Origin of the sequence: Streptomyces acidiscabies (assembly GCF_020010905.1) — a bacterium.
GTDB classification, from domain to species: Bacteria; Actinomycetota; Actinomycetes; order Streptomycetales; family Streptomycetaceae; genus Streptomyces; species Streptomyces acidiscabies.
Genome location: NZ_JAGJBY010000002.1, coordinates 3,256,590 through 3,269,059 on the forward strand (window position 1 = coordinate 3,256,590; position 12,470 = coordinate 3,269,059).

General features: G+C 71.5%; 12 protein-coding genes. 5 read left to right on the forward strand and 7 right to left on the reverse strand.

What is annotated here, in order from left to right:
- Positions 1-52: 52 nt before the first annotated feature.
- From J8M50_RS40905 to J8M50_RS40920, 4 genes are all read left to right on the forward strand, one after another.
- The gene (locus J8M50_RS40905; RefSeq protein WP_050987168.1) at positions 53-805 is read left to right on the forward strand and encodes a DUF5655 domain-containing protein; all 753 of its coding nucleotides are present in this window, start codon (positions 53-55) and stop codon (positions 803-805) included.
- A 464-nt stretch (positions 806-1,269) separates the two neighbouring features.
- Positions 1,270-1,668 carry a hypothetical protein gene (locus tag J8M50_RS40910; protein WP_010352138.1) on the forward strand — a complete coding sequence of 133 codons (399 nt, stop codon included), beginning with the start codon at positions 1,270-1,272 and terminating at the stop codon, positions 1,666-1,668.
- Positions 1,669-1,690: 22 nt separating this feature from the next.
- Positions 1,691-2,092 carry a hypothetical protein gene (locus J8M50_RS40915; protein ID WP_010352137.1) on the forward strand — a complete coding sequence of 134 codons (402 nt, stop codon included), beginning with the start codon at positions 1,691-1,693 and terminating at the stop codon, positions 2,090-2,092.
- Positions 2,089-3,306 carry a type I-C CRISPR-associated protein Cas8c/Csd1 gene (locus J8M50_RS40920; protein WP_010352136.1) on the forward strand — a complete coding sequence of 406 codons (1,218 nt, stop codon included), beginning with the start codon at positions 2,089-2,091 and terminating at the stop codon, positions 3,304-3,306. The genes J8M50_RS40915 and J8M50_RS40920 overlap by 4 nt, the downstream gene beginning before the upstream one ends.
- A 384-nt stretch (positions 3,307-3,690) precedes the next feature.
- Here the strand turns inward: J8M50_RS40920 and J8M50_RS40925 are convergent, their stop codons facing one another.
- A complete protein-coding gene (locus J8M50_RS40925; protein WP_010352135.1) occupies positions 3,691-5,073 on the reverse strand; it encodes an IS110 family RNA-guided transposase in 1,383 nt (460 codons plus the stop codon).
- A 166-nt stretch (positions 5,074-5,239) separates the two neighbouring features.
- On the opposite strand from J8M50_RS40925, the gene J8M50_RS50315 reads away from it, so the two are divergent.
- Positions 5,240-5,551: a helix-turn-helix domain-containing protein gene (locus tag J8M50_RS50315; RefSeq protein ID WP_368431573.1), complete on the forward strand. Its 312-nt coding sequence runs from the start codon at positions 5,240-5,242 to the stop codon at positions 5,549-5,551.
- 256 nt (positions 5,552-5,807) lie between these two features.
- Here J8M50_RS50315 and J8M50_RS40930 read toward each other — a convergent pair whose 3' ends face one another.
- The 6 genes from J8M50_RS40930 to J8M50_RS40960 form a co-directional block, all read right to left on the reverse strand.
- Entirely contained in the window at positions 5,808-6,623 is an 816-nt protein-coding gene (locus J8M50_RS40930) for a hypothetical protein (RefSeq protein WP_010352133.1), read from the reverse strand.
- 206 nt (positions 6,624-6,829) lie between these two features.
- Entirely contained in the window at positions 6,830-8,119 is a 1,290-nt protein-coding gene (locus J8M50_RS40935; RefSeq protein ID WP_010352132.1) for an SPDY domain-containing protein, read from the reverse strand.
- Complete coding sequence (locus J8M50_RS40945) at positions 8,116-9,270, reverse strand: DnaB-like helicase N-terminal domain-containing protein (protein ID WP_010352131.1); 1,155 nt, start codon at positions 9,268-9,270, stop codon at positions 8,116-8,118. Before J8M50_RS40945 ends, J8M50_RS40935 begins: the two co-directional genes overlap by 4 nt.
- A complete protein-coding gene (locus J8M50_RS40950) occupies positions 9,270-10,466 on the reverse strand; it encodes a DNA cytosine methyltransferase (protein ID WP_010352130.1) in 1,197 nt (398 codons plus the stop codon). Before J8M50_RS40950 ends, J8M50_RS40945 begins: the two co-directional genes overlap by 1 nt.
- Complete coding sequence (locus J8M50_RS40955; protein ID WP_010352129.1) at positions 10,463-11,338, reverse strand: adenine nucleotide alpha hydrolase family protein; 876 nt, start codon at positions 11,336-11,338, stop codon at positions 10,463-10,465. The genes J8M50_RS40950 and J8M50_RS40955 overlap by 4 nt, the downstream gene beginning before the upstream one ends.
- Before the next feature lie 488 nt (positions 11,339-11,826).
- On the reverse strand, positions 11,827-12,429 hold the full coding sequence (locus J8M50_RS40960; RefSeq protein WP_010352128.1) for a hypothetical protein: 603 nt from the start codon (positions 12,427-12,429) through the stop codon (positions 11,827-11,829).
- Positions 12,430-12,470 lie beyond the last annotated feature (41 nt).

The window sequence follows — 12,470 nt, forward strand, 5'->3', positions numbered from 1 at the left end:
GACGCATCAGGCTCATCTTGGCAATGCCTCGGAAGAGCGACACTGATAGGTAGTGAGCCAGCGTCACGGACATGTAGTCTATGAATCGGCGCAGTTCAGAGCCGGTGCACGGGCTCCTGCGGTCAGTAATGTCGAGTACAAGCGCGGTGTGGATGCCGGGGTCATCAACCAGGGGCTGTTTTACCTGGCGTGGCTGATGGACCACCGGGCCGAGTTCGAGCACCTTGTCCGCGGCCGGTTCGGGGTGACGGCTGCATCCCAGGTTCTGTGGAGTGCGCCCCGTCTGATCTGTATCGCCGGAGACTTCACGCGCTACGACGTGCACGCCGTGCGGGAGCACCGGCGGTCGATCGACCTGGTCCGATACCGGCTCTTCGGCGGCGATCTGCTCGGGCTGGAGACCGTGGCGTCCGTGAACGGCGGCATCCGGCCGGCGCGTCGGACCTGCGGTCGGGCGGCCGTCCGGGCGGGGGCCGGCGTTCAGGACGCGTCGATGGTTGAGCTGGCGGGCGCGGTCGACGAGATTCTGCTCGGGCTCGGGGAGGGTGTGAACCGTGTGGAGCGTCAGCAGTACCGGGCGTACCGGCGGCTGCGGAACTTCGCCTGCCTGTGCCCGCCGCAGCGCAGCAAGTTGCTGGTCTACCTGAGGGTCGACCCGAAGAAGGTCGACCTCGTGCCCGGCTTCACCCGGGACGTGACGGGGCTGGGACACCATGGCACGGGGGACCTGGAGGTGCAGGTGCGTACGGAGCGGGATCTGGAGCGTGCCCGGGACCTGTTCCGGCTCGGCTATGCCGGAGCCTGACCCACAGACGTCGTGGGCGGCGGAGCAGCGCGGGGCAGGGGGTCTCTGAGCGGCGGGGCACGGCGGTGGGTCTCTCGACGGTTGGTGAACCGGCGGTTTCCGGCTCTTTGTTCTCCAGGCTTGTGCCGTCGGCTCGGCCGCCCGGACTGACTGCCGGGTACCGTTCTCCTCCGCCTTCATCTGCGGCAGTCCGTGTATGCCCGCGTCGCCCCCGCCGCGGAACTCCTCGGTCGTATGCCCGGACTTCTCGCAGGTGGCCGTGAGTTTGTACCTCGGCCGCAGTACGGCGCGCTCCCGCCTCCCGTTCCCACCCCTCGCTCGGGGGTTGTCGCCGTCCTGTCGCTGCCACGATCGGCTTCGTCGAGCGGCTGCGGGGCGGAGCGGTTGGCTCAAATCGGGCCCCTCGTCCGGTGATTCGGGCACACGCCCCTAGTGTGCACACCCTGGATGTGCATACTGGGGGTATGCGGTCGTTCTTGGGGGTCGTGAACCCGCTCGGCGTGAAGGTGTTCGACACCTCCGGCTATGCCTCGCTCCATGAGGTGCGCGATCGGGCGCACCGGGATGCCCTCACGGCGGACATGCGCCGGCGGGGATGGCAGGGCCCGCCCACGGTGGTCCTGGCCGACCATGCGATTTCGCTGACCGGCGTGCACCGGCGGTCCGCCGCCGCGCAGGCCGGGCTCGACGAGGTCCCGGGCGTGTCCCTGGAGGACCTGTTCGGGGCCTGCGGGAAGGACATGTGGGAGCTGGTCAACGGCAGCGAGGAATACGCGACTTCCTACTACTACGACTTCAGCCGGCTGATCAACGATCACCTGCCCGAGACCGTCATCGAGTCCTACGGACTCGACATGCAGTGACCGGACGTCACGGAGGACCACAGTGAGCACTGACATTACGACCACCGGGTACGAACCCGAACTGCACGACGTCGCCGCCGAGGTGGCGTCGGTCCTGGAGGAGATCACCGACCCCACCGAAATGTACGCACGCGCGACAGCGGCGCAGGTGCACCACCAGGCCGTGGTCTCGGCCCTGGCGCTGGTCCGCAGCCGCTGCATGGCCGAATTCAATACGCCAGACGCCGACGGGAACAAGTATTCCTTCGACCGGATCGGCGACTTCACGGGGGTGAGCGCGTCCGGTGTGCAGAAGCTTGTCGTGCGCGGGCGTCCCCTGCTGGAGCGTCCCTTCCCCGTGCCGCTCACGGTGGACGACGTCCTGCGGTTCCTCCAGCACGCACCCGGCGGGCCCGACGCGGGCACCGAGGGGGATCTGTCGTGAATCTCGCCCGCCTGGTGCGTTACGCCACCGACCGGAACCTGGCCTACGGGTGGCGCCGCCGCCGCGTCCCGTGGGTACTGGACATCACCGACCCGCACGCACCCGCCTTCACCCCGTACGGTGAGACGGAGGAGGTGCCGTACGTGCGAAGGTCGGGCACGGGCTCGGCTCCCCGGCCCGGCTGCGACAACCTCGAGTACCTCATGGGCCGCCACAAGGACGCCTGGAGAGACCAGATCGCCTCTTTCACCGATCAGGACGACGGTCCTGCTGCCCGTGACCTCCGCGCGGCGCTCGACGCGGGAGTCTTCACCGCCCTGGCCCCACCGCCGGGGTCGAAACCGGCAGACCTTGTCGTCCTGCGTGCGCGTGGAGGGTTCCTCCACAACGACCCGGGACTGCGCAGGTTCTGGCAGGACCGGCTGCGGGCCGGGCTGGACAGCGGTCTGAGCGGCGTGTGCCTGGGCTGTGGCGGCACCGGAGTACCGCTGGCTCGGCTGGTGCCCGCCTACCTTCCGCCCTCCGCGTTCGGGCAGAGCGGTTCCGGAGACCTCGCCATGTATCCCTCCGGCCCGGAACGTTCCGGCTCCCGCTCCGGCGCCGCATCGATGCCGGTCTGCCTGGACTGCGCGTGCGCGCTGGGCGCCGCCCTGCCCTCCCTCGCGGGCGGCCCCGGCCATCACCACCGCACCCGGGAGGGAAAACTCCTCCTGTGGTGGGGGCTGGACGGCGCGGGAGACATCGACCTCAGCCGGCTCCTTACCCGTCCCGACCGCGCCGATCTGGACGCCGTGCCCTCCGGCGGACGCATGTGCGTGATGCTGCTGCAACCCGTCAACGGACGGATCTCCCCGATCTGGTACCTCGACGAGCCCACCCAGACGGTGCTCGACCGCATCCGCCGCTGGTACGACCGCACCGGAGTCCTCGACGGATGGTCCGACACCGTCGAGCTGACCGGTATTCCCGTCATGCACGCACAGCTCGAACGCTGGAATCCCGCGACGAAGACGTACAAGTCGAGGCCGTCTCTCCTCCCGTCAGAGGCCGATCTGTGGGAGACGGCCCTGTCCGGCCAGCCGCGGCCGGGCTACGCCAACACCGTCCTCATCGCCATCCGCGGCGACGGCCGGATCTCCACCGGGCGCACCGCACTGCTCCAGTACTGCCAGTCCGACACCGCCCTCCCCGCCCCGGGAAACCGGAAGGAGTGAGGTCCCGGCTCCTGCCCCGCCGGGGCAGGAGCCCGCATTCCTGGTCCCCGGAGCAGTCGGTACCCGCCCGCGAAGCTTCTACTCTGCCGTCGTACGCGCCGGAGGCCGTCCTCGCCGCAGGCGGGCTCACCGGCCTGCTTGCCGCCGGCCGCCTCCTTGGGGCGACGGTCCGGTTGGCGTGCGGGCTGCCGAGAGGCGGACGGACGACGCGGTCGCCATTCCCACGTAGGGGCTCCAGGGCCCTGAGGTAAGCGGGCGTGCCGCGCCGTCCGCCCGCGGTTCCCGTCCATGGCCGAGGACGGGGGCCTTCCCCTCGAGCCTTTTGCTCGCGGTGAACGCCTTCGCCCTCGGACCGGAACGAGGCCCGAAGAAGCGGGAAGAGACTCAGGGGCGCCGGTCGCGGCGGCCGAGCACATGACGGTGGATCGTTGCCGGGCTGACGTCGAACTGCTTCGCCACGGCGGACACCGGCGTGTCGGCGTCGAGCAGACCGCGGGCCAGGCAGATCTGGGCCTCGGACAGGGGCGGCGTCCGCCGCGGCCTGTCCGGAGCCCCGGGCGCGTCCGGGTCGTAGGAGAACGCGATGCCGTCGTCGTACGGCGTCCGCGCCGCCATGCAGTGGTACAGGCACAGGACGAGCCGGCGTGCCGTCTTGCGCAGCGCCGTGGCGTGGGCGTCGCCGGCGGCGCGCCGGCGCCGGTAGTACTGGTGGGCGCCAGGGGAGTGCGACGCCATGGAGAACGCGGCCTGGTGCAGGGTCGCGCGCAGGAGGGTCGATGATGCTTTGCGGGCGGAGACGCGGCAGATCGTGCCGGACGCCCAGGTGACGGGGGAGACGCCGGCGTAGGCGGCCAGGGACCGGCCGCCGGGGAACTGCTCGGCAGCGTCCCCGATCTCGGCCAGCAGGTGCGCGCCGAGCGTCGCACCGATACCGGGAACCGCGCGGAGCACGGAGTGGTGCGGATGGCGGCCGTAGTAGATCTCCATGTCCTGGGCCAGGCGGTCCGTCCGGCGCACGGTGTCCTGCACGGCCGCCACCAGGTCCCGGATGCGTATCGCCTCGGCCTCCTCCACGTCGGGGTCGAGGAGCATGACGGGCCGGCAGAACAGCATCCTCAGGCGTTCCGCCTCCCGGTCCACGGCCCGCACACGCCCGGCCTGGGAGACCAGGTCCGCCAGGCCGGCCCGGGTGAGCCGGGAGGCCGCGCGCGGGCCGGGAGCGGCGGCGAGAACCGCGAGGGCCTGAGGACTGCGCAACCCGCCTACGCTCGCAGGCCAGGCGCCGACGGCGGCAGGCCAGGTCCGCACCAGGCCGGCGCGCAGACGGTGCAGTGCCTCGGTGCGTTCCTGTGCGGCGGCGCGATGGCTGCGGGCGACCGCCCTGAGAGCCAGGGTCGCGGAGCTGCCGGGGACGGGCGCCCGGTAGCTTCCGGCACGGACCATCGCGGCGAGCATCCTGGCATCCGCACGGTCGCTCTTGGCGACACCGAGGGCCGCGCGCTGGCGTGCAGCGCGGAACGGGTCGACATGGACGACCGCCATCCCCGACGAGGCCAGGGCCCGCGCGAACGGGAGGGTGGTGTCCTCGATCCCGGTCACCGTGGCACGCCACTGCCGCGCGAACGTGGACAGGAACGCCCTGTACTCGGCGACCGGGTCGTGCCCCGCCGTGTAGACGATCCGTGTTTCCGCCACAACGGACCCGGCTGCGTCCACGACGGCGAAGTCGAGCCACCGGTCCGCCCAGTCGCATCCCGCGAACAGCATGTGACGACGCTCCTCACTGCCCCATCCGGGGTGGTAGAAAAATCTACCACCCTTGATTGGGGGTGGAGTGCGACCGGATCGGCGAGAATGGGTGTGAGGAATGTTGGATCAGGCAACTGGCACGGTGGAGTGGGATGTGGCGCGGGAGGTTGTCCCCCGGGATCACATGGCGCCAGGAGCTGAGTGGCCGGACGGGGAACTTGCCGACGATGCGCCTGCTACCGCCCGCCTCGGCCAAATCATCGCGCAAGCACTCCGTCGGGTAATAGTGCAGAGAGCCCTCGGGGCGCGTGAGCTTGCCCGTCTTGCCCAAATGTCGCACCCCACGATCAAGAGCATGTTGGACGGGGAGCGGCTTCCTTCAGTGCACACCCTTTTTCTCCTGGAGCGGGCGTTGCAGGCTCCTCTGTATCCGGGCGATCTGTACAGAACCTCCGAGAGAGGCGACGAGCAAGAGGGGGAACTGCCCGGTCCGTGAGGAATCTCTGTACAGGGGCAGTTGACGGCGGTTCGGCCCAGATCTGGCTGCTCCGGAAGGTGGCCGCGAGCCGGGCCTGGAGTAGTACTTGGGCGCTGTGCGGGCTTGGCTGTCCCGGAGCGGGAGACGTCGGACGGCCGTTGCGGGCGCCGAGTTCGGCATCGTGTGCGGGCCCGGTCGTGGTGCGGGCATCGGCGGCCTGGTGCCAGGCGCCTGTCTGCGGTGAACGGCGTGACGCGGGGTGGCGCAGTGATGGCTACGGTCGGTGATGGGTCGATCGGTGGTTGCGGCTGAGTGGCGGTTCCGTGGGCTGGTTCAGCAGGTGCGTGGAAGTGCCCGGAGGGGATAGGTGGCGGGGCGCGAGGCGGGTCCGGGAGCGGTTCGTGGAGGGTGAGGCTGGAGACAGCCCGAGGACCGGAGCGAGCGCGGTGATGCCTGCGGGGGTGAGGTGGATGCGGTCCCAGTGCGGGCCGCCAGGGTAGGCGGGAGGCACGGTCCGGGGAACACGGTGGACCAGGCCCTGCGATTCCAGGGTGCGCAGTGCGCTGACCGGGACGCGGTTCTCGCGGGAGCGGGTGCGGTCGCGTCCGAGGGAGTTGTCGGCGCAGGCGTGTCCGCGGGCGATGTCGGTGAGGGCGGTGTGCTCGCCGGAGGTGAGCTGCCGGGCGGCGATGGCGGTTCCTGTGCGCCGCCGTGTTTCGGCGGCGAGGACTTCGGCGCAGTCGACTGCTGCTTCAGGCGCCCAGGTGGTGAGTGCGCGGGCGACGTGGTGGTCCTGGCCGACGGATCCGGAGCTGAGATGGGCGAGCTGGGTGAGCCGGGTGAGGACGGCCGCCAACTCCGCGTTCGCCGGGAGCCGTTGCTCCTGGACGGTGCTGATGGCGGCCCGGGTGGCGGCGGAGAGCCGGACGGCCGAGGCGCCGAGGGTATCGGCGAGAGGGACGGTTGCGTGGTGAGGGGCACGGATGTCGAGCATGTCGTTGTGCCGGGTGAACTCGGCGGCGAGGAGAAGCAGTTGCTCGACGGGGGTGGGTACATCGAACAGGGCGGCGGTGGCGGCCGGATCGGTCATGGGAGTCGAGATGTAGTGGGGGCGGTGCCGGCAGCGCTGCTCATGCGGTTCCGGTCGGGGAGGCGCTGGTGGTGCTGGAGGGCCGCGCTGGCGGCTGCGCGGCCCGCGTCCGCCGGGGGACGCTGTGGTCGGCGGACGGGGACGATGGTTCGGGGCCGTGCAGCGGGTTTGACGGTGGGGTGGATCACGTGTGTCCGTGGCCGGGGTCAGCGGCGGTGGTGCGCGGAGGGTGCCGGTGGAGGCGGGACGGGGAGCGAGGGAGCGCTGGCCGCTTCGACGAGGCGGGTGGTGGTGCCGGTGGCGAGTTCGTCGGTGAGTTCGGTGAGGAGGTGCGTGGGGGTGTAGGCGCTGGCGTGGATCGACCAGGTGGGGTGGTCGATGCTGTGGCCGGACCAGATGGTCCAGGTGGCGGTGGACTGGGACTCGCGGGCGGCGAAGGGGTCGAACTGGATTCCGGCGTTCAGGGTGTTGGGCGTGCGGGTCTGCGGGGGGTGCCAGCGCAGGAGCTGTCCGTGGGCGCTACAGGTCCAGCCGGCGTCGGTGAGGGGGCTGGTGGCGGCGGTGACGTCCTTCTCGGTCAGTGAGCTGCCGAGGGCCATGTCCATGGGGTCGGCTACGGCGAAGGCGCTGAGGACGGAGGTGAGGATGTCGTTGGGGGCGCCGCAGGTGACGGTCATCTTCCAGGTGCGATCGCTGACCGGTGTCTCGTAGGCGGCGATCGTCCACGCGGCGCCGCGCAGATTGGTGTCGTGGTCGACGAGGATGCGCAGGGTGAGGGATTCGTGCGCGGCGACGGAGGCGCTGTCGTCCCAGGTGCTGTAGCGCGTCCAGGTCGGGTTGCCGGCGAGGAAGGTGTCGAGGACGCTGTCGTGGTCGGCGGGAGCTGCGGCGTGGGAGGGGATGGTCTCGACGCGGGGGACGGCGCGGCGGGCATCGGCGACGCGGCGTTCGTCGGGGGTCTCGGGGGCGGGGCCGAGGCGTACGGCGTCGCCGTGGAGGTCCTCGAAAGCGGCGATGGCTTCGGCGGTGGTGGGGTAGGTGCTGGTCACGGTGCGCCGGTCGTCCTCGCCGACGAGGTGCACGCTCTTGCCGCGGGTGTAGGTGCCGACGGCGGCGGTGGTGTCGGCGTCGCCGGGCACGTGGGCGTGGATGGTGAGGTGGCCGTGGGATATGTCGTCGTAGAGCGCCTGGCTCTCACCGGGGACCTTCTGCTGGGTGAAGGGGTGCCGGGTGAGCGTGCCGTACAGCCGGGGGGTGTATTCGATACCGATGCCGGGGTTCAGGCTGCGCAGGGTTTCCGTGGCGAGGACGAGTGCCTCGAGGGTCAGGTTGTCGATGCGGGCCAGGACGAGGGTGCGGCTGTCGACGTGGGTGAAGCCGCAGTCGATGAGGTCGGTGCCGGCGCTGAGGGAGCGGGAGCCGGTGACGGTGGCGACGACGGCGTCGGGGTGGACGGGGTGGTGGGCGAAGCGGACGTGGGTGTCGGGGGTGGTCATGTTCCTCGGGCTGCCGGTGCGGGGGACGGGGTACGGGGGAGCGGCGGGGTGTGCGGGGGCCGGGGTGGGGCGGTGCGGGGGCCTGCGCGCGGTGAGCGGCTGAGGGCGGTCGGGGTGCGGGGGCCGGCGGGGGTGGTGGCGGTGTGCCAGCGGGTGCGCAGGGTGGTGAGGGCGGCCAGCGAGCGGCGGGTGCCGGTGACGAGCTGGTGCGGGGTGGTGGTGGGGTCGTCGGCGTAGGCGGTGATGTGGGCGGCCAGGGTGCAGGTCTGGGTGAGGATCGCGCGGTGGAGGACTTTCTCGCCGAGGTGTTCCGGGCTCACGTCGGGGACGGCGAGCAGGTCGAGGAGGGCGCGTGCCGGGAGGGTGTCGGTGATCAGGCCGCGGTACTGGGCCTGGCCGAGGACGGTGACGGGGTCGATCATGTCGCCGCGGTGGGCGAGGGTGGTCAGGCACCGCCACAGGGCGGCGTGGAGGGGGTGGGCGAAGTCGTCGGCGGCGAGCCAGCGCATCTGGGGGACCGTGTACGGCTGGGCGGTCGCGGTGGCGAGCAGGAGCCGCTCGTCGTGCAACTCCTCCTCTCCCGCCTGCCGTTGGGTGGAGGGGAGCGGGGTGCGGGGGAGGGAGCCGGGGTGCGGGGTGATCTGTCCGCTCAGTTCGTCGAGGGCGGTGTGGAGGGTGTCGGCCTGGGCGAAGACGTCCTGGGGGCGGCTGAGGGTGGGGTCGGTCGCGGCCCGGGTGAGGCGGTCGGCGTGGTGGCGCAGGCGGCGGCGGACGTGGTCGTCGCGGACCATGCGCGCATAGGCGGCGACGTGCGCGGGGTGCGGGCAGGACTGGATCAGGGAGTGGAGCAGGGACGCGTCCAGGCCGCGGGTGCGGGCCTGGGCGTCGGCGAGCACTGTGTTGAGCCAGGCCGTGCCGGTGGCGTGCTGCGCCGGATCGGGTGCCGGATGGGTACTGATCGCGGTGAACAGCGCCTGGTGGACGGGGTGTTCGAGGTACTCGGCGTGCAGGGGGCGGGTGTCGGGCAGGCGCCAGGGTTCGAGGAGGAGGCCGCCGATGAGGGCCTGGCCGGCGTAGTGGGCGGGACGCTGCGCCGGCACCTGGCCGGGGTCGTCGTCTTCGGGGCGGGCGGGGGAGATGGTGGGGTTCATCAGGCGGCGAGTGAGAAGTCGTCGGGGGTGTAGGTGCGGTCGAGGTGCGGGGCCAGGAGGTGGGCGGCCAGGCGCGGGGGAACCGCGTTGCCGATCTGGGAGAACTTCTGGCCTTTGTTGCCCTGCCAGGGGTAGTCGGCGGGGAACGACTGGAGCAGGCCGGCCTCGACGGCGGTGATCCGGATCGGCGTGGGCGCCGGGAGGACGTCCGTGTCCGCCGCGGGGCCGACGGGCTCGGCGGTCCAGGTGCACTCGTTGGCGCGATGGCCGAAGAACAGGGTGCCGGCCGGTTCGAATTCGAAACGGACGGTGGCGTTGGTCTGATTGTTGCTGCGCAGCGCCCACCTCCACCCCGCCGCACCGGGAACGGCCGCCGGAGCGGGCCGGGGTCCGGACCGGGCGGGTTTCCACGTACCGCGGGCGCGCGCATCGGTGAGGGTTTTACGGGAGCCGGAGGGGAAGGGCTCGGCGCCGCCGCCCGGCCCCCCGCCGGCACAGATGGTGGGGACGGGCCGGTCGGTGGCACCCCAGCCCAGGGCCTGCGCCATCGACACCCACCGCGCGCGGCCCGGCCCGAACAGGCTGTCCGGCTCGGGGAGTTCGGCGTGCGTGGGCGGCGGAGGGGCGGCTGTGCGGGTGCGGGAGGCGATCAGGATCGCCCGCCGCCTCGTCTGTGCGACACCGTAGTCGGCCGCGTTGAGGATTCCCGCCCACACCGAGAACCCCCACCCGCGCAGGACCGCCGCGTACTGCCGCCACAGCGGGAGGACAGCGGGAACCTCTTCCATGAGCACCCACTCCGGCTGCCCGGCGGCGTGCAGTGCGTGCAGGTAGCGCATCGGCTCGGCGGCCAGGAGGGAGCGGGCGTCGGCGCACGCGCCGAGCAGCCGTTCACGGGTGTCGCGGCCGGCGGCGAGGTCGGCGACGGCCTGGTGGACGAGCGGCTGGTCGATCAGCCCCAGCCGATGTCCGGCCGTCGACCACGCCTGGCACGGCGGGGACGCGATCACCCCGCGCACGCGGCCCACGAACGGTCGTACCGGGTAGGCGGCGACGTCGGTACGGACCGTCGCCAGCCCGGCCGCCGCCCGGGTCCGGCACGCCCACTCGTCCCACTCCAGACCGACGTCCCGGGCGCCGAGCAGGGTGAGGGCGTGGCTCCAGCCACCGGGACCCGCGAACAGGTCGATGATCACGTCGCGAGCCCGAAGTCCTCCCGGACCGGCTCGGGTTCTTCGCCGCGGCACGCCCAGGGCGAGCACCCGTCGGTGACCCCGTGCTCCAGTTCGTCCGCGGCATCGGCGTGGTCGCCGATTTCGGCCTGGCGGGCGGCCCACTCGGCGGCCGTGACGTGGTCGATGGGGGCCTCGCCGAGCGGGACGCGGGAGCGGTGCAGGAACGCCTGGCCGAGCAGGGGGTTGCCGGAGGCGTTGGCGCGGGCGTTGCCCTGGCGGATCGCCGCGTCGAATTCGACGACGTCCGCCCATTCCTGCGGGCTCTCGTCCCGGATTTTCCGCCACTGGGCGTTCCCGTGGAAAGGGCAGCCGAGGCAGCTGGATTTCGGAGTGTCCGTGAGGCCGATCGAATTCAGGTACCGGACACAGTCCGCCCGCGACCAGTCCAGGTCGATCAGCGGGTGCCGGTTGCGCATGTAGCGGACGTCGGCGTCCTTGGCCCGGTGGAACTCGTCGGTCGAGATCCCCACCCACTGCTCGACGAATACGCCCTTCGGAATGCGCTGCGGATACGGATATCCCAGAAGTTCCCGGACCTTCTTCTTGATGGGTTTGATCTTGTATTCGCCTGTGCACTGGCGCCTCGTCATGCCTGCTCTGCCATCCTGGTTGAGGATGTAGAGGGGCATGGACGCGAAGCGATGGTCCGGGTCGAGAGCGTCGTCCCTGATGTTTCCCGCGGATACGCGGAGGACGGGTATTCCGGCGGGTTTCGCTATCTCTTCTTCGAGGCGGTCGAGATGGGAGTAGACGCTGGACGGCTCCCATCCCGTGTCGGCGAATATCGCGTAATCGACCTTGGGGAGGATGCCGTGGGCGGACAGGGCAAGCATCGTGCTGGACTGGACACCGGCACCGAGGGAGAGTGCACGGAATCGGGGCTGATCGGAAATGGGTTGTCCTGGGTTCGGGGAAACGGGAGGAAAAGCGCCGGAATGGCGGCAGCTGCGTCAGAGGCCGGGAAATTTTGGCCGCCGGCGGGCTACGGTCCGGCGTGGGGCGGGGGCGCGGTGGAGGAGGCGGGCGTCCGGCTCGATGAACTGCTGCGGGGCCGGCGCGATCAAGGCGACCCGTCCTGGCCGGGCGCCGGCCCGACGGCGCTGGTTCCCCACGCTGCGGCCAAGAGCTGTGGCCGGTCCGGCAGCGGCGTTCCGGCCGGGTCGGCGGCGCCTGGCATGCTGCCTGTGCGGTCCGGCGGGAGCGAACACACCACGCGCACAGCGGGATTGGGTGAGGAGGGCGCGCCGAGGGGAGGGGAGGGCGGGGCAGGGAAGGTGTTTCGTGGCGGGCGCCGTCGTCGCGCTGGATGCTGCGGGGGCGGTCAGAGCGCGCGGCGACGTGTCGGTGGCAGGGGCTGCGGACCGGTGGCGGCCCGGGAGCGGCGGCGGGCGCCGGCGGGGATGTCGGCTGGTGCGGGGATGCCCAGGTGGACGCGGGTACTGAGGCCGTGGGCGTATGCGTGTGCTTCGGCAGCGGTGACGGCGCCGAGCAGGCCCCGCTCGTCCAGGCCCTTCTGCGGGCTGTAGGACGCGCCGTCCGCCGTGGGGACGAAGCCGTGCTGCTCCAGGAGGGACCGGGCGGTGGTGGTCGAGGCGGCCACGACAACGGTGCCGTCACCGAACTGGAAGCGCAGGTCTGGTCCACCTGCCGGCCGGCCGGGGCTCCATCGGGTCGTCCAGGACAGGTCGACGAAGTCGTGCGTGTGGGCCAGCAGCCCGTACATCGCGACACCGGCGCGCTCGTGCACGTCCCGCGCGGTACCCGGTGGCATCAGGTAGAGCGTTCGGCCGGGATGCTCGCGCAGGAGGAAGCCGGCCTCGGTGAGCAGTTGGCCGGCGTCGGGGATGGAGCGGTTGAGGATGACGAAGGTGTGCCCGTCGTCGGTGGACCCGATGAATACGTCGGGGACGTCCAGGATCGACATGGTGGTCCAGCGGATGTGGTGAGTGGGTGCGGGGAGAACGG

What these genes read in the sequence shown, in the direction of transcription:
- J8M50_RS40910 (WP_010352138.1), top strand. Translation starts at nt 1,270, where the DNA reads ATGCGGTCGTTCTTGGGGGTCGTGAACCCGCTCGGCGTGAAGGTGTTC.
- J8M50_RS40925 (WP_010352135.1), bottom strand. Translation starts at nt 5,073, where the DNA reads ATGCTGTTCGCGGGATGCGACTGGGCGGACCGGTGGCTCGACTTCGCC.
- J8M50_RS50315 (WP_368431573.1), top strand. Translation starts at nt 5,240, where the DNA reads ATGGCGCCAGGAGCTGAGTGGCCGGACGGGGAACTTGCCGACGATGCG.
- J8M50_RS40930 (WP_010352133.1), bottom strand. Translation starts at nt 6,623, where the DNA reads ATGACCGATCCGGCCGCCACCGCCGCCCTGTTCGATGTACCCACCCCC.
- J8M50_RS40935 (WP_010352132.1), bottom strand. Translation starts at nt 8,119, where the DNA reads ATGACCACCCCCGACACCCACGTCCGCTTCGCCCACCACCCCGTCCAC.
- J8M50_RS40945 (WP_010352131.1), bottom strand. Translation starts at nt 9,270, where the DNA reads ATGAACCCCACCATCTCCCCCGCCCGCCCCGAAGACGACGACCCCGGC.
- J8M50_RS40955 (WP_010352129.1), bottom strand. Translation starts at nt 11,338, where the DNA reads ATGCTTGCCCTGTCCGCCCACGGCATCCTCCCCAAGGTCGATTACGCG.
- J8M50_RS40960 (WP_010352128.1), bottom strand. Translation starts at nt 12,429, where the DNA reads ATGTCGATCCTGGACGTCCCCGACGTATTCATCGGGTCCACCGACGAC.